General features: G+C 61.5%; 20 protein-coding genes and 1 other RNA gene. 4 read left to right on the top strand and 17 right to left on the bottom strand.

Features of this window, described 5'->3' with window-relative positions; all coding sequences use genetic code 11:
* Position 1: 1 nt before the first annotated feature.
* The 14 genes from KUA23_RS04950 to rsmI all read right to left on the bottom strand — a co-directional run bounded on the left by KUA23_RS04950 (position 2) and on the right by rsmI (position 15,075).
* Positions 2–958 carry a D-alanine--D-alanine ligase gene (locus tag KUA23_RS04950; protein ID WP_252993519.1) on the bottom strand — a complete coding sequence of 319 codons (957 nt, stop codon included), beginning with the start codon at positions 956–958 and terminating at the stop codon, positions 2–4.
* Positions 955–2,400, bottom strand: coding sequence for a UDP-N-acetylmuramate--L-alanine ligase (murC, locus tag KUA23_RS04945; protein WP_078046961.1), 1,446 nt, complete (start codon positions 2,398–2,400; stop codon positions 955–957). Before murC ends, KUA23_RS04950 begins: the two co-directional genes overlap by 4 nt.
* On the bottom strand, positions 2,393–3,463 hold the full coding sequence (murG, locus tag KUA23_RS04940; RefSeq protein ID WP_099494069.1) for an undecaprenyldiphospho-muramoylpentapeptide beta-N-acetylglucosaminyltransferase: 1,071 nt from the start codon (positions 3,461–3,463) through the stop codon (positions 2,393–2,395). The genes murC and murG overlap by 8 nt, the downstream gene beginning before the upstream one ends.
* The gene (gene ftsW, locus KUA23_RS04935; protein ID WP_078046959.1) at positions 3,453–4,676 is read right to left on the bottom strand and encodes a putative lipid II flippase FtsW; all 1,224 of its coding nucleotides are present in this window, start codon (positions 4,674–4,676) and stop codon (positions 3,453–3,455) included. Before ftsW ends, murG begins: the two co-directional genes overlap by 11 nt.
* On the bottom strand, positions 4,673–6,019 hold the full coding sequence (gene murD / locus KUA23_RS04930) for a UDP-N-acetylmuramoyl-L-alanine--D-glutamate ligase (RefSeq protein WP_252993518.1): 1,347 nt from the start codon (positions 6,017–6,019) through the stop codon (positions 4,673–4,675). Before murD ends, ftsW begins: the two co-directional genes overlap by 4 nt.
* A gap of 6 nt (positions 6,020–6,025) precedes the next feature.
* Positions 6,026–7,108 (bottom strand): phospho-N-acetylmuramoyl-pentapeptide-transferase, encoded by a 1,083-nt coding sequence (gene mraY, locus KUA23_RS04925; RefSeq protein ID WP_071491183.1) that lies wholly within the window; start codon positions 7,106–7,108, stop codon positions 6,026–6,028.
* Positions 7,108–8,478, bottom strand: coding sequence for a UDP-N-acetylmuramoyl-tripeptide--D-alanyl-D-alanine ligase (locus KUA23_RS04920; RefSeq protein WP_252993517.1), 1,371 nt, complete (start codon positions 8,476–8,478; stop codon positions 7,108–7,110). The genes mraY and KUA23_RS04920 overlap by 1 nt, the downstream gene beginning before the upstream one ends.
* Complete coding sequence (locus tag KUA23_RS04915) at positions 8,471–9,934, bottom strand: UDP-N-acetylmuramoyl-L-alanyl-D-glutamate--2,6-diaminopimelate ligase (protein ID WP_078046956.1); 1,464 nt, start codon at positions 9,932–9,934, stop codon at positions 8,471–8,473. Before KUA23_RS04915 ends, KUA23_RS04920 begins: the two co-directional genes overlap by 8 nt.
* Complete coding sequence (locus tag KUA23_RS04910) at positions 9,934–11,676, bottom strand: peptidoglycan D,D-transpeptidase FtsI family protein (protein ID WP_164673122.1); 1,743 nt, start codon at positions 11,674–11,676, stop codon at positions 9,934–9,936. Before KUA23_RS04910 ends, KUA23_RS04915 begins: the two co-directional genes overlap by 1 nt.
* Positions 11,676–11,969 (bottom strand): cell division protein FtsL, encoded by a 294-nt coding sequence (ftsL, locus tag KUA23_RS04905; protein WP_003216203.1) that lies wholly within the window; start codon positions 11,967–11,969, stop codon positions 11,676–11,678. Before ftsL ends, KUA23_RS04910 begins: the two co-directional genes overlap by 1 nt.
* A complete protein-coding gene (gene rsmH, locus KUA23_RS04900) occupies positions 11,966–12,913 on the bottom strand; it encodes a 16S rRNA (cytosine(1402)-N(4))-methyltransferase RsmH (RefSeq protein ID WP_428847389.1) in 948 nt (315 codons plus the stop codon). The genes ftsL and rsmH overlap by 4 nt, the downstream gene beginning before the upstream one ends.
* Positions 12,910–13,365, bottom strand: a complete 456-nt coding sequence (gene mraZ, locus KUA23_RS04895; protein ID WP_003171868.1) for a division/cell wall cluster transcriptional repressor MraZ — start codon at positions 13,363–13,365, stop codon at positions 12,910–12,912. The genes rsmH and mraZ overlap by 4 nt, the downstream gene beginning before the upstream one ends.
* Positions 13,366–13,719: 354 nt before the next feature.
* An RNA gene (gene rnpB / locus KUA23_RS04890) (RNase P RNA component class A) lies at positions 13,720–14,073 on the bottom strand.
* A gap of 96 nt (positions 14,074–14,169) precedes the next feature.
* On the bottom strand, positions 14,170–15,075 hold the full coding sequence (rsmI, locus tag KUA23_RS04885; RefSeq protein WP_177409475.1) for a 16S rRNA (cytidine(1402)-2'-O)-methyltransferase: 906 nt from the start codon (positions 15,073–15,075) through the stop codon (positions 14,170–14,172).
* A gap of 176 nt (positions 15,076–15,251) precedes the next feature.
* Between rsmI and KUA23_RS04880 the strand changes: the two genes are divergently transcribed.
* From KUA23_RS04880 to KUA23_RS04865, 4 genes are all read left to right on the top strand, one after another.
* Positions 15,252–17,063 (top strand): penicillin-binding protein activator, encoded by a 1,812-nt coding sequence (locus tag KUA23_RS04880; protein ID WP_252993516.1) that lies wholly within the window; start codon positions 15,252–15,254, stop codon positions 17,061–17,063.
* Positions 17,063–17,434 carry a YraN family protein gene (locus tag KUA23_RS04875; protein ID WP_252993515.1) on the top strand — a complete coding sequence of 124 codons (372 nt, stop codon included), beginning with the start codon at positions 17,063–17,065 and terminating at the stop codon, positions 17,432–17,434. Before KUA23_RS04880 ends, KUA23_RS04875 begins: the two co-directional genes overlap by 1 nt.
* A 92-nt stretch (positions 17,435–17,526) precedes the next feature.
* Positions 17,527–18,120, top strand: a complete 594-nt coding sequence (locus tag KUA23_RS04870) for a phosphoheptose isomerase (protein ID WP_007904374.1) — start codon at positions 17,527–17,529, stop codon at positions 18,118–18,120.
* Positions 18,117–18,698 (top strand): BON domain-containing protein, encoded by a 582-nt coding sequence (locus KUA23_RS04865; RefSeq protein WP_012722284.1) that lies wholly within the window; start codon positions 18,117–18,119, stop codon positions 18,696–18,698. Before KUA23_RS04870 ends, KUA23_RS04865 begins: the two co-directional genes overlap by 4 nt.
* A gap of 59 nt (positions 18,699–18,757) precedes the next feature.
* Here KUA23_RS04865 and KUA23_RS04860 read toward each other — a convergent pair whose 3' ends face one another.
* From KUA23_RS04860 to KUA23_RS04850, 3 genes are all read right to left on the bottom strand, one after another.
* On the bottom strand, positions 18,758–19,531 hold the full coding sequence (locus KUA23_RS04860) for a YiaD family glycine zipper/OmpA-like lipoprotein (protein ID WP_078046952.1): 774 nt from the start codon (positions 19,529–19,531) through the stop codon (positions 18,758–18,760).
* 193 nt (positions 19,532–19,724) lie between these two features.
* Complete coding sequence (locus KUA23_RS04855) at positions 19,725–20,369, bottom strand: MBL fold metallo-hydrolase (RefSeq protein ID WP_252993514.1); 645 nt, start codon at positions 20,367–20,369, stop codon at positions 19,725–19,727.
* Positions 20,370–20,454: 85 nt separating this feature from the next.
* Positions 20,455–23,184 carry a winged helix-turn-helix domain-containing protein gene (locus KUA23_RS04850; RefSeq protein WP_100491473.1) on the bottom strand — a complete coding sequence of 910 codons (2,730 nt, stop codon included), beginning with the start codon at positions 23,182–23,184 and terminating at the stop codon, positions 20,455–20,457.
* Positions 23,185–23,428 lie beyond the last annotated feature (244 nt).

The following is a 23,428-nucleotide window of genomic DNA, read 5'->3' as shown; positions in this document are numbered from 1 at the left end:
CTTAGCCTCTTGGCTCAATGCTGTCGGCCAGGATCGCCAGCACCAACTGCTGGAAGTCCAGACCGGCCGCACGGGCTGCCATAGGTACCAGGCTGTGGTCGGTCATGCCCGGTGCGGTGTTGACTTCCAGGAACCAGAAATTCCCTTGGTCATCCTGCATCACGTCTGCGCGCGCCCAACCGGCGATACCCAGCGCCTCACAGGCTTTAGCCGTGAGGTCCATCAATTCCTGTTCTTTGCTTGCGTCAAGGCCGCACGGGATCCGGTACTGGGTATCGGAAGCCAGGTACTTGGCGTCGTAGTCGTAAAAGGTGTGGGGCGTGCCCAATGCGATAGGCGGCAATACCTGGCCACGCAGGGTGGCGATGGTGTACTCGGGACCCTGGATCCACTGTTCCACCAACACTTGCGAATCGTAGGTACTTGCCGCTTTCCATGCGTCGATCAATTCGGCGGCCGAGTTCACTTTAGCCATGCCGATACTGGAGCCTTCATGGGCAGGTTTGACGATCAAAGGCAGGCCCAGTTCCTTGGCTGCAGAAATACAATCGTCTTCGCTGCACAGCACACTGTGACGCGGGGTTGGAATGCCCAGGCTGTGCCACACCTGCTTGGTGCGCAACTTGTCCATCGCCAGCGCGGAAGCAAGGATGCCGCTGCCGGTGTAAGGGATGCCGGCGCACTCCAACAGGCCTTGCATGCTGCCGTCTTCACCGCCACGGCCGTGGAGGATGATGAAGGCGCGATCGATCTTCTCGGCCAGAAGGCGAGCGAGGAAGTCATCGCCCACGTCGATGCCGAAGGCGTTCACGCCGGCGCTTTGCAGGGCTTCGAGCACAGCGTTGCCGGACTTGAGCGACACTTCACGTTCAGCGCTTTTGCCGCCGAACAACACCGCCACGCGACCGAAGTCAGCGGGTGCGATTGTGGAAAACAGGGAGCCGTACTCGTTGATCATTTCGACTTCCCCTTCGCGGCGGCAAACAGCGGGCTCGCCAGCAATTTAGGGGCAAGGCCACCAATGTCACCGGCACCCTGGCACAGCAAAATGTCACCGGCCCGCAGCAGCGGCTTGACGATCGGCGCCAGGTCTACACCACGTTCGATGTAGATCGGGTCCAACTGGCCCCGCTGACGGATGCTGTTGCACAGCTTGCGGCTGTCCGCACCCGGGATCGGTTCTTCACCGGCCGGGTAGACTTCCATCAGCAGCAGCACGTTGGCATCGGCCAGTACATTGACGAAATCGTCGTACAGGTCGCGGGTACGGCTGTAGCGGTGCGGCTGGTAGACCATCACCAGGCGGCGCTCCGGCCAGCCACCGCGCACGGCCTTGATCACCGCGGCGACTTCAGTCGGGTGGTGACCGTAGTCGTCCACCAGCATCACGTCACCGCCCTCTACCGGCAACTGGCCGTAGACCTGGAAGCGACGGCCCACGCCGGCAAAGCGCGACAGGCCTTCGACGATGGCGTCATCGCTGACGCCTTCGTCGGTGGCAATGCAGATGGTCGCCAAGGAATTGAGTACGTTGTGGTTGCCCGGCATGTTCACTGATACATCCAGTGGCTCACGGTCCGGACGCAGCACGGTGAAGAAGGTTTGCATGCCTTCCTGGCGCACATTGATAGCGCGCACGTCAGCGTCTTCGCTGAAGCCGTAGGTCACGGTCGGGCGTTTGACCAGCGGCAGGATTTCGCGCACCACCGGATCGTCCAGGCACACCACCGCCAGACCGTAGAACGGCAGGTTGTGCAGGAATTCGACGAAGGTTTTCTTCAACTTGTTGAAGTCACCGTCGTAGGTCGCCATGTGGTCTTCGTCGATGTTGGTGACGACAGCGACCAGCGGTTGCAGGTGCAGGAAGCTCGCATCACTCTCATCGGCTTCGGCAATGAGGTAGCGGCTGGTGCCAAGCTGGGCATTGGTGCCGGCTGCATTCAGGCGACCACCGATGACAAAGGTCGGGTCCAGGCCACCGGCGGCGAACACCGAGGCGATCAGGCTGGTGGTGGTGGTTTTGCCATGGGTACCGGCAACGGCGATGCCGTGGCGGTAGCGCATCAGCTCGGCCAGCATCTCGGCGCGTGGCACCACGGGAATGCGGCGCTCAAGGGCAGTGGCCACTTCCGGGTTGGAGGTGTTCACGGCGCTGGACACCACCAGCACGTCAGCCTCGGAGGCGTTTTCGGCGCGGTGGCCGATAAAGATCTGCGCACCGAAGGTTTTCAGGCGATCAGTGACCGGCGACTCTTTCAAGTCGGAGCCGGACACCTGGTAACCCAGGTTCAGCAACACTTCGGCGATGCCGCACATGCCCACGCCGCCGATACCGACGAAGTGGATACGCCGGATGCGGCGCATTTCCGGTTGCGGCATGGCTTTCTGATTCTCAACCATGGGCCACCTCCAGGCAGATATCGACCACGGTGCGGGTTGCGTCAGGTTTGGCCAGGCGGCTTGCGGTGCTCGCCATGCTGTTGAGTCGTTCCGGTTGCATCAATACCTCGGTCAGGCGTGCGGCCAAATCGGCGGCGCCAGTCGTTCTTTGCGGCAGCAGGAAGGCAGCGCCCTCCCCGGCCAAATATTCGGCGTTGCGGGTCTGGTGATCGTCGATGGCGTGGGGCAAAGGCACCAGCAAGGACGGCAGACCGGCGGCGGCCAGTTCACTGACGGTCAGCGCACCGGAGCGGCAGACCACCAGGTCGGCCCAGCCATAGGCGTGGGCCATGTCTTTGATGAAAGGCTGTACGTTCGCCTCAACACCGGCTTCGCGATAACGCGTGGCGGTGACTTCACCGTGATCTTTGCCAGCCTGATGGAAGACCTCCGGACGCAATTCCACGGGGAGTTGCGCCAGGGCTTGGGGCAGCAGTTTGTTCAACGGCTCGGAGCCCAGGCTGCCGCCCATGACCAGCAGGTGCGGCTTGCGCCCGGCCAGTGCTTCGCGAGCAATGTCCATAAACAGTTCGGTGCGTACCGGATTACCGGTGGTGCGCAGCTTGTCCGATGCACCAAAGGTTTTCGGGAACGCTTCACACACCCGTGCAGCCAATGGCGCCAGCAGGCGGTTGGCGGTTCCGGCGACGGCGTTTTGCTCGTGCACGATCACCGGCACACCAGCGAGCCGAGCAGCAACACCACCAGGACCTGTCACGTACCCACCAAAACCGAGCACGCATACCGGTTTCAATTCACGAATGATTTTGCGCGCCTGCCACACCGCCTTGAGCAACACGAACGGCGCCTTGAGCAAGGACAACTTGCTCTTGCCGCGCAGGCCGGTGACGTTGATCAGGTGCAGCGGCAAGCCGGCGGTCGGCACCAATTCATTTTCGATGCCACGCGGTGTGCCCAACCAGTGCACGGTGTAGCCACGGTTCTGGAATTCCCGCGCGCACGCCAGGGCCGGGAACACATGGCCCCCGGTGCCGCCCGCCATGATCAGCACGTTAGCGCCCATGGGTCGGCTCCTCGGCGAAGTCGCTTTCGCTGAACTCCATCTCTTCGCTGCCCAGGTGGGTGCGACTCTCCCACTCGATGCGCAGCAACAGGCCCAGGCACGCGCAGCAGATCACCAACGAACTGCCGCCGTAACTGAGGAACGGCAAGGTCAGGCCCTTGGTCGGCAGCAGGCCGACGTTCACACCGATGTTGATCAGGAACTGGCCGATCCACAGGAACGACAAGCCATACGCCACATAGGCGGCGAAATACTGTTTGGCCTTCTCGGCCCACAGGCCGATGTACATGCCGCGCACGCACACGAACACGAACAGCGCGACGGTGCAGAGCGAACCGACCACACCGAGTTCTTCCGCAAGCACCGAGAACACGAAGTCGGTATGCGCTTCCGGCAGGTAGAACTGCTTCTGCACGCTGTTGCCCAGGCCCACGCCCAGCCACTCGCCACGACCGAAGGCAATCAGCGCTTGGGTCAACTGGTAGCCGGAACCAAACTGGTCGGACCATGGGTCGGTAAAGGTGATCAAGCGCGCCATCCGATAGGGTTGCGCTTGTACCAGCACAGTCACCGCCGCCACCGCCAGCACCACCATCAAGGTGAAGCGGAACAGGCCCACGCCGCCAAGGAACAGCATCGCGGCCGCCGCGCCCATCATGACGACGGTAGCGCCGAAGTCCGGCTCCATCAGCAACAGACCGGCCATCGGCAGCAGCACGATGAACGGCTTGAAGAAACCCATCCAGCTTTCGCGTACTTCTTTCTGGCGACGCACCAGGTAGCCGGCGAGGTAGATCACCACGAACACCTTGGCGATCTCCGACGGCTGCACGTTGAATGCGCCGAAGCCGATCCAGCGCATCGAACCGTTCACCTCCCGGCCAATGCCAGGCAGGATCACCATGATCAGCAAGCCAAACGCGCCGATCAGCATCAACCAGCCCAGGCGCTGCCAGGTGGCGATAGGGATCATCATGGTCACGATGCACGCGCCCAGGCCGATCACCAGGTACACCAGGTGGCGGATCATCATGTACAGGGTGTTGCCGGACTGCACGGCGGCCACTTCGGAGGACGCCGACGTGATCATCACCAGGCCCAGGCCGAGCAACGCCAGGCAACCGGCGAGCATCGGGAAATCGAGGTCGACACCGCGCCCAGTGATGATCGGCGACGGGTACGGCTTGATGATGTTCCGAAAGTTGATACTCATGCCAAGGCCTCCACGGCGCGGGCGAACAGCTGGCCGCGCTCTTCGTAGTTCTTGAACATGTCGAAACTGGCGCAGGCGGGCGACAGCAACACCGCATCGCCCGGCTGGGCCAGGGCTTTGCACTGGGCAATCGCGTCATCCAGCGAGGTGGCACGCACTTGCGGCACGGCATCACCCAAAGCAGCAGCGATCAGGTCGGAATCGCGGCCCATCAGCACCACGGCGCGACAGTGTTCAGCCACCGGGCCTTTAAGGTCCTTGAAGTCGGCACCCTTGCCGTCGCCACCGGCGATCAGCACCAGCTTGCCTTCGATATCGGCGCCAAGGCCTTCAATGGCCGCCAGTGCCGCACCGACGTTGGTGGCCTTGGAGTCGTTGTAATAGCTGACGCCATCGAGGTCGCGCACCCACTGGCAGCGATGCTCGAGGCCGCCAAAGGTACGCAGCGCAGCCAGCATGGCGTCAAACGGCAGGCCAACGGCATGGCCGAGCGCCAGGGCCGCCAGGGCGTTCGACTGGTTATGCGCGCCACGGATTTTCAGCTCGCGCACCGGCATCAGGTTCTGGAATTCGAAGGCCAGGTATTTCTCGCCATTCTCTTCGCGAATGCCGAAGGCTTTGAAATCAGGTTTGCTCAGGCCGAAGGTCCAGCACGGCAGGCCTTCGCCCATCAGCGGACGGCTCAACGCGTCCTGACGGTTGACCACCACTTGCTTGGCGCCACGGAAGATCCGGTGCTTGGCCAAGTGATAGGCCGGCAGGCCGCTGTAGCGGTCCATGTGGTCTTCACTCACGTTCAACACGGTGGCCACTTCGGCACCGAGATCGTGGGTGGTTTCCAGCTGGAAGCTCGACAGCTCCATCACATACAGCTCGACATCGTCGCTGAGCAGGTCCAGCGCCGGGGTGCCGAGGTTGCCACCCACGGCGACGCGCTTGCCGGCCGCAGCCGCCATCTCGCCCACCAGGGTGGTCACGGTGCTTTTCGCGTTGGAGCCGCTGATGGCCACGATCGGTGCCTTCGCGTGGCGCGCGAACAGGTCGATATCGCCGGACAGCTTGACGCCACGGGCAGCAGCGGCTTGCAGGGCCGGTGTCGCGATCGCCAGGCCGGGGCTCACGTAGAGCTCATCGGCACGGCACAGAAACTCGACATCCAACTCGCCACAACGCACTTCCACGTGCGGGTAGTCACGGCGCAGCGTGACCAGCTCCGGTGGATTTTCCCGCGTATCGGCCACGGCAAACGGCTTGCCCCGGTTCGCCAGGAAGCGAACCAGGGACATGCCGCTCTTGCCGAGGCCGACAACGATGCGGAAGTGGTCTGAAGCGATCAGGGACACTCGTTTCTACCTCAGTTTCAGGGTGGCAAGGCCAATCAGCACCAGAATCACGGTGATGATCCAGAAGCGGACGATCACGCGTGGCTCGGGCCAGCCCTTGAGTTCAAAGTGGTGGTGAATCGGCGCCATGCGGAACACACGACGCCCGGTCAATTTGAAGGAAGCCACCTGGATGACCACCGACAGGGTTTCCATCACGAACACACCGCCCATGATGAACAGCACGATTTCCTGGCGAACGATCACTGCGATGGTGCCCAGGGCTGCGCCCAGCGCCAGTGCGCCGACGTCACCCATGAAGACTTGTGCGGGGTAAGTGTTGAACCACAGGAACCCAAGGCCGGCACCGATCAGTGCGCCGCAGAACACAATCAACTCACCCGCGCCCGGTACGTAAGGAATCAGCAGGTACTCGGCGAACTTCACGTTACCCGACAGGTAGCAGAAGATGCCGAGCGCGCCGCCCACCATCACCGTCGGCATGATCGCCAGGCCATCGAGGCCGTCAGTCAGGTTGACCGCGTTGCTGGAACCGACGATCACAAAGTAAGTCAGCACCACAAAGCCGATGCCCAGTGGAATGCTGGCGTCCTTGAGCATCGGGATGATCAAGGTCGTTTCCACTGCGCTCGGCGCGGTCGTGTAAAGGAAGATCGCGGCAGCAAGGCCGAATACCGACTGCCAGAAGTACTTCCAGCGGCTTGGCAGGCCCTTGGAGTTCTTCTCGATCACCTTGCGGTAGTCATCCACCCAGCCGATGGCGCCGAACAGCAGGGTCACCAACAGCACCACCCACACGTAGCGGTTGTGCAGGTCAGCCCACAGCAAGGTGCTGATACCGATGGACGACAGGATCAGCGCGCCGCCCATGGTCGGGGTGCCGGATTTGGACAAGTGCGACTGCGGGCCGTCATTACGAACCGATTGACCAATTTGCAGGTTCTGCAGGGTGCGGATCATCCACGGCCCCAGGAACAGCGACAAACACAACGCGGTCAGCACACCCAGGATCCCGCGCAGGGTCAGGTACTGAAAGACCGCAAAGCCTTTGTGGAACTGTTGCAGATACTCAGCCAGCAGCAGCAGCATTAATGTTTCTCCGTACTTGAGCCACACAAGGCCGCGACGACGTTTTCCATCACCGCGCTGCGCGATCCCTTGATCAAAATGGTTGTGTGTTTGTCGTGTTCAGCCGCCGTCAGCGCCTGGATCAGTTCGGCCTGTGTGGCGAAATGCAGCGCGCCGGGGCCGAAGGTGTCGACGGCGTGAGCCATGTTCTTGCCGACGGCATAAAGCGCGTCGACTTTGCCTGCGGCGTAGGCGCCGACCTCGCGGTGAGACTGTTCGGCCCAGTCGCCCAGTTCGGCGATGTCGCCCAGCACCAGCACCTTGCGACCGTCGAAACCTTTGAGCAGGTCGATGGCCGCGCAGACCGAGGATTGGTTGGCGTTGTAAGTGTCATCGATCACGCGCATGCCGTTGGTTGCCAGCTGTGCCACGGTGCGGCCCTTGACTGGCTGCACCGCGCCCAGACCCGTGGCGATACCGAACAGCGACACGCCCAGGGCGTAGGCGGCGGCGGCGGCGGCCAAGGCGTTGGCAACGTTATGGTTGCCCAGCAGGTTCAACTGCACGTGTTCGTTGCCTTGCGGGGTGTGCAAGGTAAAGGACGGACAGCCACGGGCATCCACAGTGATGTTGGAAGCGTGGAAATCAGCCGCCGCGTTGAGCACGGCAAACGTCAGGACCTTGCGCCCGGCGGCACGTACACGCCAGGTTTCGAAAGCCTTGTCGTCAAGATTCAGTACAGCGGTGCCCGAGGCATCGAGGCCTTCGAGGATTTCACCCTTGGCTTCGACGATTTTCTCCGGGCCGCCGAACTCGCCGACGTGGGCGGTACCGGCGTTGTTGATGATCGCCACGTGGGGCTTGGTCAGCGCCACGGTGTAGGCGATTTCGCCGACGCGCGACGCGCCCAGTTCGATCACTGCCGCGGTGTGTTCCGGGGCCAGTTCGAGCAGGGTCAGCGGTGCGCCAAAATCATTATTCAGATTGCCACGGGTGGCGTGCACCGGGCCGCGCGTACGCAGGACACCGGCGAGCAGTTCCTTGACCGTGGTCTTGCCGCTGGAGCCGGTGATGGCCGCAACGGGGTTGGTGAATGCGGCACGGTTCAACGCACCCAATTGGCCGAGGGCCAGGCGGGTGTCGGCGACCAGCAGTTGCGGCAGTGTGGAATCCGCGACTTCACGTTGCACCAAGGCACCGACGGCACCTTTGGCGGCGACTTCATTCAGGTAGTCGTGACCATCGAAGCGCGGGCCAGCCAGGGCGACAAACAGTTGCCCCGGCTTGATGTTGCGACTGTCGATACTGACGCCATCGAAGCTGCAATCGCTCGACACGACCCGGGCCGACAGGGCCTGGGTCAGTGCGCTGAATTTCATCGCTTTAAGCATGGGCGACCTCCCAGGCGGTCAGGGCGTGATCGGCCTCGACCAGATCGGAGAAGGCATGACGCTCGCCATTGATTTCCTGATAGTCCTCGTGGCCCTTACCAGCCAGCACCACCACATCGTCAGCGCTGGCGCTGGCGATCAGTTGGGCAATGGCCGCGCCACGACCGGCAACGAAAGTGGCCTTGGACGCGTCGTTGAAGCCAACACGGATGTCGTCGAAAATCTGGCTCGGGTCTTCGCTACGCGGGTTGTCGTCGGTGACAAGCACGCCATCGGCCAGGCGCTCGACAATCTCAGCCATCAAAGGGCGCTTGCCGCGATCGCGATCACCGCCACAGCCGAACAGGCACAGCAATTTGCCCTTGGCGTGGGGACGCAGGGCCAACAGGACTTTTTCCAGGGCGTCCGGTGTGTGGGCGTAATCGACCACGACCAGCGGCTGCGTGCCGCCACCCAGGCGCTGCATGCGGCCAGCCGGGCCTTCCAGCTTCGGCAGCACGCGCAGGATCTCATCCAGGGCGTAATCCAGGCCGAGCAACGCACCAACGGCGGCGAGCACGTTGCTCAGGTTGAAACGACCGAGCAGGCTGCTGCGCAAATGGTGCTCGCCCTGCGGCGTCACCAGCGTGGCGCGCACGCCTTCGTCATTGAATTGAGCTTCACGGCAATACAGGTAAGCGCTGGCGTCTTCCAGGCTGTAGCTGATCAGGCGCGACTCACGGTCTTCGGCAGCCAGCTGGCGGCCGAATTCGTCGTCCAGGTTTACCACGCGGCACTTGAGGTCGTTCCAGGCAAACAGCTTGGCCTTTTCGGCAGCGTAGGCTTCCATGGTGCCGTGGTAGTCCAGATGATCGCGAGACAGGTTGGTCATCACTGCCACGTCGAACGCCAGGGCGGCAACGCGCCCTTGGTGCAGGCCGTGGGACGACACTTCCATCGCGACCGCCTTGGCACCGGCCTTTTTCAGGTCGGCCAGGGTCGCTTGCACGGCTATCGGGTTCGGGGTGGTGTGCAGGCCGCTTTGCAGCGCGCCGTAGAAACCCGTGCCCAGTGTGCCGACGATGCCGCAGTGCTGGCCCAGCAGATCAAGCGCCTGGGCAATCAATTGGGTCACGCTGGTCTTGCCGTTGGTGCCAGTGACACCGACCAGGTTGAGCTGGCGGCTCGGGTCGCCATAAAAGCGCCCGGCGATATCGGACAACTGCGCAGCCAGGCCTTTGACCGGAATCAACGGCACGTCAGTGATCGGCAGCACCGTAGCGCCATCCACTTCATAAGCCACGGCAGCTGCACCGCGCTGCAACGCATCCGCGATGTGCGCACGGCCATCGAACTTCCCGCCAGGCACGGCGAGGAACAGGTCACCGGCACGTACATTACGGCTGTCCAGGCTCAACTCGCGGATCAACAGATCGCGACCGGCATGGGCAAAAATCTTGTTCAGGCTAAGAGACATCAGCCGCGCCCTCCATTGGCTTTTACCGCAGCGGCCGGTGGACCGGCGTTCGCTTGTTGGGTCGGCGGCAGGTTGTCCGGCGTGATGTTCATCAGGCGCAGGGTGCCGGACATCACTTTGCTGAACACCGGCGCCGATACCAGGCCACCGAAGTAACCGGCCTTGCTCGGTTCATCGATCACCACAACGATGGCGTAACGTGGATCGCTCATCGGGCCGAAGCCAGCGAACAGCGAACGGTAAGAGTTTTCGGCGTAGCCCTTGGTGCCCACCGACGTCTTACGCGCAGTACCCGACTTGCCCGCCACGTGATACGCCGGCACTTGGGCACGGAATACGCCGCGTGGCGCTTCGATCACTTGTTGCAGCATGCCTTGCATGGTCTTGGCGACGTTTTCCGGGATCACCTGAGTGGCTTTCGGGGCTTCGTCGACATGAATCAGGCTCAGCGGAACCATACGGCCGTTATTCGCCAATACAGAGAACGCGTGGGCCAGTTGGATCGCGGTCACCGACAGGCCATAGCCATAGGAAAGCGTGGCGGTCTCGGCCTTTTTCCAGTCGCGATAGTTGGGCAGGTTGCCCACGCGCTCGCCTGGGAAATCCAGGCCGGTGGGTTGGCCCAAACCGATCTTCTGCGCCAGGTGGTAGATGGTTTCGCCGCCGATATCAAAGGCGACCTTACTCATGCCCACGTTACTGGAGTTGATCAGGATACCTGTCAGATCCAGCACCGGACCTTCGGTGCGCGATACGTCACGAATGGTGTATTTGCCCAACTGCAGGGTGCCGGGGTACACCTCGACCTTGTCGCTGGGCTTCCAGCGTCCGGTTTCGAGGGCGGCGCTCATGGAGATGGCTTTCATGGTCGAACCCGGTTCGAACACGTCGATCATCGCGCGGTTGCGCATCATCGCCGGCTGCAGGTTGCGACGGTTGTTGGGGTTGTAGGTCGGCTGGTTGACCATGGCGAGGATCTCGCCGGTCTTCACGTCCATGATCACCAGGCTACCGGCCTTGGCGCCGTTCTCGATGATCGCGTTTCGCAGCTCGCGGTTGGCCAGGTATTGCAGGCGCAGGTCAATCGACAACGCCAAGGGCTTACCGGCCTTGGCGTTTTTGGTGACTTGGACATCCTTGATCAGTCTGCCGCGCCGATCCTTGATGACTTGTCGTTTGCCGGGAACCCCGGCGAGCCATTCATCGTAGGCGAGTTCCACGCCTTCACGGCCGTGGTCATCAATGTCGGTGAAGCCGACCATATGCGCGGTGGTTTCACCGGCCGGGTAGAAACGACGGAATTCCTCGATGCCGTAGACACCGGGGACTTTAAGGTCGAGCACCTGCTGGCCCTGTTCAGGCGTCAAGCCACGAACCAGGTAGATGAATTCTTTATTGGCCTGGGCTTCGAGGCGTTCGGCCAAGGCTTTCGGGTCCTGGCCCAGGGCGGCAGCCAGTTGTGGCCACTTGTCCTTGGCGACCTGCAATTCCTTGGCGTTGGCCCAAAGGGTGGTCACCGGCGTACTCACGGCCAGGGGCTCGCCGTTACGGTCGGTGATCAGGCCGCGGTGCGCAGGAATAGGGATATGGCGCAGGCTGCGCGCATCGCCTTGACCGATCAGGAAGTCACGATCGACCACTTGCAGGTCGATGATCCGCCAGGCGATCGCCCCCACCATCAATGCCAGCAAGCCGAGCATCAGGCGGAAGCGCCAAGGGTAGAGTGCGCCTTCGAGTTTCATCATGGCGCCACCATGCGGACTTCGGCCGCGCCCGGGATGTGCATTTTCAGCTGTTCGGTGGCCAGCACTTCGATACGGCTGTGGGCCGTCCAGGTGCTTTGCTCCAGGATCAGCCGGCCCCACTCCGCTTGCGCCTTGTCACGCACACTCAGTTCCCCGTACAGGGTATTGAGCAGTTGACGGTTGTAGTGCGCGCTGTAGGACACCGCAATCGCGGAAACCAGCACGCCGACAAACAGCAGCAACATAAAGAAGCTGCCGCCCGGGAGGGGCTTGGCGAAAAGCTTGCTCACCGCAACTTCTCCGCGACGCGCATGACGGCGCTACGGGAACGTGGGTTGGCCTTGAGTTCGGCTTCTGAAGCGAACTGCGCTTTGCCAAGGATTTTGATTTTCGGCACAAAGGCTTCGAAACGTACCGGCAGGTTACGCGGCAGGTTATCGGACTCACCCTTGACCAGGCGACGCATGAACAGTTTGACGATACGGTCTTCCAGGGAGTGGAAGCTGATCACCACCAGGCGACCGCCCACTTCCAGCGCCTCAAGGGCAGCCTCGAGGCCGGCCTCCAGGTCGCCCAATTCGTTGTTGACGTGAATGCGCAGGCCCTGGAATGCGCGGGTTGCCGGGTTCTTGCCCTTTTCCCATGCAGGGTTGGCGACCTTCAACACTTCGGCCAGGTCGGCAGTGCGTTCGAACGGCTGGATTTCGCGGCGCTCGACCACGGCGCGGGCCATGCGGCCGGCGAAACGTTCTTCACCGTACTCCTTGAACACGCGGGCAATTTCTTCCACCGGCGCGGTGGCGATGAACTGTGCAGCGCTGACGCCACGGGTCGGGTCCATGCGCATGTCGAGCGGGCCATCGTTCATGAAACTGAAGCCGCGCTCCGGGTCGTCGAGCTGTGGCGAAGACACGCCCAGGTCGAGCAAAACCCCGGCCACCTTACCTGCCATGCCACGCTCGGCGACTTCGGCACCCAGCTCGGCAAAGCTACGCTGCACAACGACAAAGCGGCCGTCTTCGGCCGCTAGCGCTTGCCCGGTGGCAATCGCTTGAGGGTCTTTGTCGAACCCGAGGAGTTTACCGTCGGACCCGAGCTGGCTGAGTATCAACCGGCTATGCCCGCCCCTGCCGAACGTACCGTCCAGATAGCAGCCATCCGCGCGTACGGCGAGAGCCTGAACGGCTTCGTCAAGCAGTACGGTGATGTGGTTAAAGCCGCTATCAATAGTCACAGGATCAAATCACGCAGTTCATCAGGCATAGCGCCCGGTTGTTGAATAGCAGCCAAGTCAGCTGCAGAAACAGCATCCCAGGCATCTTCGTCCCACAATTGGAACTTGTTCAGTTGGCCGACCAACATTGCGCGCTTATCCAGCTTGGCGTACTCGCGCAAGCGCGGCGGTACCAGGAAACGACCACTGCCATCGAGCTCGAGGTCGACGGCATTACCAATCAGCAAACGCTGCAGGCGGCGGTTTTCTTCACGCAATGAAGGCAGGGCGCGCAATTTGGTTTCGATCAACTCCCACTCATCGAGCGGGTAAACACATAAACAAGGGTCAACGGCATCGATGGTGATGATCAACTGCCCGGAACTTCGCGAAATGAGCTCGTCACGATACCGGCTCGGCATGGCGAGACGGCCTTTTGCATCGAGACTGATAGCGTTAGCTCCGCGAAACACAGATGCGTTTCTCCAAATTTTAGCGTTTTACGTTCAAAAAACCCACTTTGTGCCACTTTCCGCCACTTGCGCACACTATAGGAATGCGCCCACCACACCGTCAAGGCGCGGATTCAAGGAAAAGCCTTACAGAACGGAGATTTAGGAGCGTAAAAGGAGGAGAAACCAGAGTTCGGCGATGTTTTTGGCCCATCAAGCACAAATAGCTCAAAGAGCTATGGCCTAAAGTTAAAGTAATTTATTAAGAGTAAGATTTTTTTGGTATTACGAAGATGCATCTGCCAATGATTTGGCAGGGAGGGATTCTTGCGTTACTACCGGGTTTCTGCCCGAGATTCGGACAGAAGGAAAAAGGTGGAGAGTCGATCTATAAGCCGGGTTCTGTCTTGAACAGTCATTCGTCTACGATGGCCATCACTGGACATCTTTAGCAACCTACCCGGTCCCAGCGCGGGCCACGCCTTGGGACCCTATTTGGTCTTGCTCCAAGTGGGGTTTACCTAGCCACGAACTGTTGCCAGTCGTGCGGTGCGCTCTTACCGCACCTTTTCACCCTTACCGGCACCGAAGTGCTTAGGCGGTTATTTTCTGTGGCACTTTCCGTAGGCTCACGCCTCCCAGGCATTACCTGGCACTTCGCCCTATGGAGCCCGGACTTTCCTCCCCCCCCTAATTTTCATAGAAGGCAGCGACTGTCCAATCGACTCTCCGCCGCGCAGGTTAACGGCACGGCGGACTTAGGACAAGTAATAAAAGTTCAGAATTGCCATCACGTTCAGACGGAATACAGGTTCAACCCCGGAACTATTCGGCTTTCTGTTTATCCAGCGCCGCCTGGTACAAGAGGTTCTTGCGCACGCCGGTAATTTCCGCCGCCAGGGCCGCTGCACGCTTAAGGGGCATCTCCTTGAGCAACAGGTCCAGGATGCGCATGGCCTCGCTGCCTACCGCGTCTTCATCCTCCGGCGCGCTCCAGCCCGCCACCAGTACCACACACTCGCCGCGCTGCTGATTGCTGTCGCCTTCGACAAACGCGCGCAGTGCCTCCAGCGGCAGGCCCTTGAGGGTCTCGAAGGTCTTGGTCAGCTCGCGGGCCAGCAACGCAAGGCGTTCGCCGCCAAACACCAGCTCCATGTCCTGCAGGCACTCAAGGATGCGATGTGGGGCTTCATAGAAGATCAAGGTACGCGGTTCTTCCTTCAACGCTTGAAGCCGCGCCCGCCGCCCCACGGCCTTGGCCGGCAGAAAACCTTCGAAGATAAAACGGTCGGAAGGCAAGCCGGCCGCCGACAATGCTGCGATCAGCGCGCACGCTCCCGGAACTGGCACTACATTGATACCAGCGGCCCGTGCTTGGCGCACCAGATGGTAGCCAGGGTCGGAGATCAGCGGCGTACCCGCGTCGGAGATCAGCGCCACATCGTCGCCTGCCAGCAGGCGCACGATAAAGCGGCTGCCTTCTTCGCGCTCATTGTGCTCATGGCAGGCCGCTAATGGCGTGCTGATACCAAAATGCTGCATCAAACGCTGGGAGTGCCGAGTGTCTTCAGCCGCGATCAATTTAACGTCGCGCAACACTTTCAATGCCCGGGCACTGATGTCGTCCAGGTTGCCAATGGGCGTCGCCACGACAAAAAGCGAGCCTGCAGTGGAATTCAAAGGACCTGGAGCAGTCAAAACGCACACCTCGATGGTTGGCAAAAGCGACATTGTAGCGCGTAGGCGCCTTGAAAATATGCCATCACGGCCGATGCCTTTCAGGCCGTTAATAGCCAACTGCAACATTTGCACGACCTAAATCGACGGTTTCACGCCAGTAACATCGCGCCTGGGCCAGTGCTTGGGTACAATTCCACGCTAATTTGATCGGTATCAGGAACACTTACATGATCGCTTGCCTGCGGCTGCTCTCCGCCCTCTGCCTCGCTGCCTTGCTGGCCGCGTGTGCCAGCTCGCCCTCGTCCAGCCTTGGCGACCTTCCACGGACCCCGGACGCCAGTATCGAGCAACTGCTCGAACAGGCCACCACCGCCAAGACGCCAGAAAAGGCGGCATTGCTGCGCCTGAGTGCGGCAGACATGGCCTACAAACAGAACAACCCCGGCCGCTCGTCGCAGATTCTTGCGCAGGTGCCCCTGGATGTCCTCAAGCCGGCCGCGCAAGTGTTTGCCAGCACCCTGGCCGCCGAACTGGCCATGGCGCGCAATCAGCCCAAGGCGGCGTTGACCGCCCTGAACCACCCGAGCCTGCAAAGCCTGAAGGACCTGCCGCCTGAACAGCAGATCCGTACCGGCAGCGTACACGCCCGCGCTTATGAAGCCGACGGCCAGACCCTGGCTGCCGCGCGGGAACGTGTCGCCATGGCCCCGCTGCTCACGGGCGATGCCGCCAACGCCAACCACGAAGCCATCTGGGTATTGATCGCCGCGCTGCCGGCCGAACAGCTGCAAGCCAGCGGCAACCCGGTGCTGGACGGCTGGATCAGCCTGGCCCAGTCGGTCAAGGGCGCCGGCACGCTGGAGCAACAACAAGCCGCCATCGACACCTGGCGCGCGCAGAACCCGGGCCACCCGGCTGCCGTGCAACTGCCGACGCCGCTGACCAAGCTCAAGGAACTGGCCAGCCAACCGCTGACCAAGATCGCCCTGCTGCTGCCGCAGGATGGCCCCCTGGCCTCTGTCGGCAAGGCGCTGCGTGAAGGCTTCATGGCGGCGCACTACCAGGCTGAACAAGCCGGACAGAAGCCACCGGTGATCGAGTTCTACGACAGCTCGCGCCTGACCTCCCTCGACGACTTCTACGCCAAGGCCCAGGCTGCCGGCGTGCAACTGGTGGTCGGCCCGCTGGAAAAACCGCTGGTCAAACAGCTCAGCGGCCGCCCACAACTGCCCATCACCACCCTCGCGCTGAACTACAGCGAGACTGACCAAGGCCCGGCACAACTGTTCCAGTTCGGTCTTGCCGCAGAAGACGAAGCCCGCGAAGTGTCGCGTCGCGCCCGCGCCGACGGCCTGCACCGCGCCGCAGCGATGGTGCCGCGTGGCGAATGGGGTGAGCGTGTCTACAAGGCCTTCCGCCAGGATTGGGAAGCCAATGGCGGCACGGTTGTTGGCGTCGAGTACGTTGACCAGCCGGTCGCCCTCGCCCAGCAGATTGCCGATTTGTTCCAACTGCGCAAAAGCGAAGGTCGCGCCAAGAGCCTGCAAAGCACCGTCGGTACCGACGTAGCCGCGCAGCCATCGCGTCGCCAGGACATCGAGTTCATTTTCCTGGCCGTCACGCCGCAACTGGCCCAGCAGATCAAGCCGACCCTGAACTTCCAATACGCCGGCGATGTGCCGGTGTATGCCACGTCCCACGTGTTCAGCGCCAGCGGCGACAAGAACCAGTACCTGGACATGACCAATGTGATGTTCTGCGAAACCCCTTGGCTGCTCAACACCACCGACCCGCTGCGTAACCAGGTTGCCGCACAATGGCCGCAAGCCAACGGCAGCCTTGGCCGCCTGTACGCGATGGGCGTCGATGCCTACCGCCTGGCGCCACGCCTGGGCCAACTCAAGGCACTGCCGGATACCCGTGTCGACGGCCTGTCGGGCAACCTGGGCATCAGCACCAACCAGCGCGTTGATCGCCAGATGCCATGGGCCAAGTTTGTCGGCGGCGAGATCCAGCGCCTGCCGGACACCCCGCGCTGATGCCCGAGCGGTCCAGCGCACAAAGCGGCAAGGACGCCGAGCTTCACGCCCTCAAGCACTTGCAACAACAAGGTCTGCGCCTATTGGCGCAGAACTGGTTATGTAAACGTGGCGAGCTTGATCTGGTCATGCTTGACGGCGATACAGTAGTATTTGTCGAAGTCCGCTACAGAAAACACGCACAATGGGGTGGCGCGCTCGCCAGTATCGACGGGCGCAAGCGTCAGAAACTGATACTCGCCGCGCAGTTCTTCCTGCAAAAAGAGCATCGCTGGGCCGACGCCCCCTGCCGTTTCGATGTGGTTGCCATAGAAAGCACACTGTCTGGTCAGGCTGATCTGAACTGGCTCAAAAATGCCTTCGACAGCTGATTCGCCGGACATCTTCACCACACACTTTTGCTCTTTGCTTTGCGGGCTGCACATTCCTGTGCCGAACAGCCGCGCTACTTAAGGTCACACAGATGGACATGCAATCCCGAATTCGCCAGCTTTTCCAGGCCAGTATCGACACCAAGCAACAGGCGATGGACGTACTTGCACCGCACATCGAGCAAGCCAGTCAGGTCATGGTCAATGCCTTGCTCAACGAGGGCAAAATGCTTTCGTGCGGCAACGGCGGTTCGGCCGGCGACGCCCAGCATTTTTCGTCCGAGTTGCTCAACCGCTTCGAACGTGAGCGTCCGAGCCTGCCGGCTATCGCCTTGACCACCGATTCGTCGACGATCACCTCGATTGCCAACGACTACAGCTACAACGAAATCTTCTCCAAGCAGATCCGCGCCCTGGGCCAACCAGGCGACGTGCTGCTGGCGATTTCCACCAGCGGCAACTCGGCGAATATTATTCAAGCGATCCAGGCCGCACATGATCGCGAAATGATTGTCGTAGCATTGACCGGACGCGATGGCGGCGGCATGGCCTCGCTGCTGTTGCCCGAAGACGTGGAGATTCGCGTCCCGGCCAATGTCACCGCACGTATCCAGGAAGTCCACCTGCTGGCGATCCACTGCCTGTGCGATCTGATCGACAGCCAACTGTTTGGGAGTGAAGAATGACCGTTAACCGCCTCAGCCTTTTGGCCATCACCCTGTGCCTCGCTATCAGCGGCTGCAGCACGGCCATCACTGCAACACGTGACACCCCTATTCAGGATGACAAGGGCACCCGCACTTTCGGCAGCAAGATCGATGACTCGCTGATAGAAACCAAGGTCGAAGTCAACGTCGCCAAGGCCGCGCCCGACCTGGGCAACGGTGCTTCGCGCATCGTGGTGACCAGCTTCAACGGCGTTGTGCTGCTCGCCGGCCAGACGCCACGTGCCGACCTCAAGGCCCAGGCCGAGCAAGCCGCCGCCGCAGTACAGCGCGTGAAGAAGGTGCACAACGAACTGCAGGTCATGGACCCGATCACCCTGCTGGCCATCAGCAACGACGCCTTGCTGACCACCAAGATCAAGGCACAGATGCTCACCGATAATGCGATCCCTGGCTCGCGCATCAAGGTCGTGACCGACAACGGTATCGTCTACCTGATGGGCCTGCTCACCCAGGCTGAAGCCACTCGGGCAGCCAACCTGGTGCAGGGTGTATCCGGTGTGCAGAAAATCGTGAAGGTGTTCGAATACATCGATTGATGTAATGACGCAGCCACAAAAAAGGGCGCCTCACGGCGCCCTTTTTTATTAACGAATGTTTACTGGTACTGCGAGTACGGGTTGCCCTGGAACTGGTTGTTCTGCTGCGGCGCCTGTTGCTGGGCACCTGGCTGACCGTACTGCTGGCCTGGGATCGGGCCGAGGTTGACTTCAACACGACGGTTCTGGGCACGGCCGTTGACGTCGGCGTTGCTGGCAATCGGGTTATCCGGACCGGCACCGCGGGCGCTCAGGTTGGCGCCGTTGACGCCCTGGGACGTCAGGTAGTTAGCCACGCTCTGGGCGCGACGCTGAGACAGGTCCATGTTCAACTGACGGCTACCGGTGCTGTCGGTGTAGCCAACGATCTGGATAGTGTTCTGGTTGAACTGCTTGAGCGAGTTGGCCAGGTTGTTCAGCGGCTGGTAGAAGCTGCTGGAGATCGCATCCGAGTTGGTTGCGAAGGTGATGTTGCCCGGCATGATCAGCTTGATCTGGTCGCCCTGGCGCTGAACCTCAACACCGGTGTTGGCCATGCTTTCACGCAGTTTCTTTTCCTGTTGGTCGGCGTAGTAGCCGTACCCTGCGGCACCGGCACCCGCAACGACGGCACCGATCAGCGCGCCCTTGCCACGGTGGTTGTGGTCGATGGCCGCACCCGCCAATGCACCGGCCAGGGCACCCAGCCCACCGTACTTGGCGGTCTTGCTCATCCCGCCAGACTCATTACTTGCCTGCCCCTGGCTGCTGCCGTCATAAGGGTTAGGAGATGCGCAGCCGGACAACAAGGCTACGCAGGTAGCGACAACAAGCAGACGACGCGAAGTGAACATGAAGGGAGCTCCTACTTTTGCATTCTATGGTGCAAAGGACATTGGCAATGGACCTGTGCCGAGTTTGGAACGCGACAAACGGTAAAAATTCCGTGGCTACAGAAACCGTAGCAGACGCTCGCTGAACACGACCTGAGTTTTCTGCGACAACGCTTGCCTGTTATAGAACAAACCCTGCGAGGTAATTATTCCTTCACGCCCGCACGAAAGGGTTCTCACGCATTTCATCCCCCAAGCGGGTATCCGGCCCGTGACCGGTAACCACCGTCGCGCCCTCGTCCAAGGTGTACAGGCGTTGCTTGATCGAACGCACGATGGTGGCCTGGTCGCCGCACCATAAATCCGTGCGGCCCACACCTCGACGGAACAGCGTATCGCCGGCGATCAGCAGCTTGGCATCGGCAAACCAGAAGCTCATCGACCCGGGTGTATGCCCCGGCGTGTGCAACGCCACGCCGCAGCCACACGCCAGCTCTTCATCATCCTCCAGCCAACGGTCCGGCGACGGCACCGGGGTGTAGGGCACACGAAACATCTGGCATTGCATTTCCAGATTATCCCAAAGGAATTGATCTTCTTTGTGCAGGTGCAAGGTGGCGCCGGTCTTCTCCTTCAACTGGCCCGACGCCAGGAAGTGATCCAGGTGAGCATGGGTATGAATGATGCTGACCACCTTGAGACCTAGGGTATCGAGGCGTGCCAGGATCAATTCATGGTTGCCGCCCGGATCGACCACGATGGCTTTCTTGCTGATCGGGTCGCCGATAATGGTGCAGTTGCACTGCAAGGGGCCGACGGGGAAGGTTTCACGGATAAGGGTCGGCTTGGCGGTTTCCATTCGGGGTCCTGTCGTGCAAATGAAATGTCGATTCCGGGCGAATATCACCAGAATAATTGCGCCATTAAAACAGACTGGGGCGTCCCTAGCCGATCAACCTCAGTTCCTGCGCCCGCGCCACCGCCTGGGTACGACGCTCCACACCCAGCTTGCTGTTGATATGGCTCGCGTGAGTCTTGACCGTGTGCAGTGAGATAAACAACCGGTTACTGATCTCCTGATTGGAGCAACCCTGAGCGATCAATTGCAGCACCGCCAGCTCTCGGGCGCTCAATGTCTCATGAGTCGAAGCTGCCTCCACCACTGCAACCGCCGGTAACAGCGCCAGCAGGCTCTGGCTCAGCAGCCCATGGGGATCTTTGGCAAGCTGCTCGCGCATCCAGTCCGGGTGGGTTTCCAGCAATCGTTCGAAGGGTTGCAACGCGCCACCTGCCCCGGCCTCAAGGGCTTGGGCAAACACTGGACGCGCCTTTGCCTCCTGCCCCTCCCCCAGCAACAGTTGCACCCGCTGGGTCAGGGCCATCAGCGCGATCATCTGACGCCCACTGTTATGAGCCTGTATTGCCAACTCTTCGAGACGTTGCAACGCCGCCGCCGGTTGGTGGCGAGTCGCGTCCAACGCAGCCTGTTGAAGCCCGATGTGCTGCGGCAGGTGTGGGTGGAACTCCGGCGCGGCGGCGGCGTGTTCGCCATTGTAGGTTTGCCCCAGACGCGTCAACCAGGCGTCAGCCAAGTCGGTTCGGCCCTGGGCCAGCCACAGCTCGCACTTGATCAGGGTGATCATTGCCAGGTAGTAGATCGGCGGCACATCCCAGATATGCATCAGCCGCTCAGCCTCGGAGAGTTCGGCGAAGGCTGCACCAAAGTCACCACGGCGCCCTTCAAAATTGGCGATCACGCAATGGCCGATCAACACACTGATGTCGCGGCAAGCCCTGGCTTCAGCAAGACCGGCGCGCAAACGGGCGAGCCCGGCTTCGGGCTGGAGCCGCACCAGCAACAAAAAACCCTCGTAGAGCGATAAACGCGCACGCACCGCATACAAGCGCTGCGGCGCCAAGCCGTGCAAGCGTTGCAGGCCCTGGCGCACCTCGTCCAGGGAGCGCAGGATTTCACCGCGCGCCTGCAACACCCGCGCACGGTCGTAATGGGCCAGGGCCTCGAACAACGGGTTGCCGACGCGCTGCGCCAGTTCCAGGGATTCGCGATTCAAGCCACGGGCACGCCACAGGTCGGCATCGACAATGGCCAGGTTGGAGAGGGTCGACAAGCACATCAGCCGCTGGCCATAACGCCGTTGCGGCAGGCTTTCCAGGGCTTCGCTGCAATAGCGTTGGGTCAGCTCGCGATCACCCCGGCCCCGGGCGATGATCCCGCTCAGCGCCAGCCACTGGGCCAACATTGATTTTTGCGCGGTGGCCGAGGGTGCCGGCAGGAAGCGACTGAGGTAGCTGGACAATTCTTCCGCCGCGTCCAACTGGCAGGCCAGGCCCAAGGCCCAGCTGTAGAGCACGATCAAACGTGGCGTGCTGATCAGCAGGCTGTCGGGCAAGTCCATTTTCCAGCGCAGCAGCATGCCGACATTCTGCTCGGCCAACAGCTGCTCTTCGGACAGGTTCTGCACCAGATTGGCCGCCACATCCAGGTGACCGGCGCGCAAGGCTTGCTCCACCGCCTCATCGATCAAGCCCTGGGCATTGAACCAGCGGCAGGCGCGCAGGTGCAGGCTGGCGGCCGGCAGCACATGGCTGCTGGCGCGTCGGGTGCGCAACAGGTCGGAAAACAGATGGTGATAACGGTACCAGTGGCCCTGCTCGTCAAGGGGCACCAGGAACACCTGGTGGGCTTGCAGGTAACGCAGGATGTCGGCGCTGTCATGGGCTTCACGCACGGCGTCGCAGAGTTCGCTGCAAAATCGATCCTGCGGCGCGGTGTCGTACAGAAACGCCTGCACGTCGGCCGGCAGGCAGTCGATGACTTCTTCCAGCAAGTAATCGCGGATCAACCCTTCGCCACCGTGCAGGCTTTGTGGCAACGCGCCGTCACTGCCGGCTTCGGACGCGGCCAGTAACCAGAAGCGCAGGCCGGCGACCCAGCCTTCGCTGCGGCGGATCAGGTTGTCGAGGGCTTCGCCGCGTAACGAACTGCTGTGGCGATCAAGCACCGCCAGGGATTCGTCGTGCGTCAGGCGCAGGTCCTGCTCATGCAGCTCCAGCAGGTGGCGCGATAACCGCAGCCGCGCCAGATGCCAGTCCGGGCGCTGGCGGCTGGTGACCAGTACCACCAGCCCATCGGGCAGATGGTTGAGGAAAAACTGCAGGCAACGGTCGAGCACCGGCCCCTGGGCCAGATGGTAATCGTCCAGCACCAGCAACAGCGGCGCGCGGGTGGACAGCTGCACCGTCAGCTCATCGAGCACGCCGTCCAGCCATTCTTCAAAGGCAAAGGGTTGGTGGCGCTGGCGCATTTTCAGCAGGCCCAGGGACTGGGCGCCAAGTTGCGGGAAGAATTGCTGCAAGCCGTCGAGCAGGCGCTCGAGGAAACGCCCAGGGTCGTTGTCCCGTGGGCTCAAGCCCAGCCACAGGCTTTGCCAATGGGCCGGGAGGCTCTGACAGAACTCCACCGCCAACGAACTCTTGCCGAAGCCCGCCGGCGCGCTGACCAGCAACAACCGCCCTTCCAGCCCGGCACTCAGCCGCTCGCACAGGCGCGGGCGCAGCACGTAGCCGTCAGGCAGGGGGGGCCTGTAGAAGCGACCTTCCAGGGTGGGGATTACCGCACTGGCAGGCCCTTGGATTCGGGACAGATCAGTCATCGCCGGGCTCTTGTAGAAGGCTGTTGTCGGCATTGCAGATGTCCGGAGACTAGCGGTAAAAGCGGCAGGTTTGTAGATCTTTGCAACATTTGCCTGAAAAGAACTGCGACAAAAAATCTCCTCACAAAAAAGTAGGAGCCGGCTTGCTGGCGATGCAGGCCCCTCGGTGTGTCTGTTACACCGAGGGAATGCTATCGCTGGCAAGCCAGCTCCTACAGGGGGGCGGCTCCCAGAGTGGGGGGCT

Source organism: Pseudomonas pergaminensis (assembly GCF_024112395.2).
Taxonomy (GTDB): domain Bacteria; phylum Pseudomonadota; class Gammaproteobacteria; order Pseudomonadales; family Pseudomonadaceae; genus Aquipseudomonas; species Aquipseudomonas pergaminensis.
The sequence above is the reverse complement of the archived record's forward strand: the minus strand, read 5'-3'. Positions and strand labels throughout refer to the sequence as shown.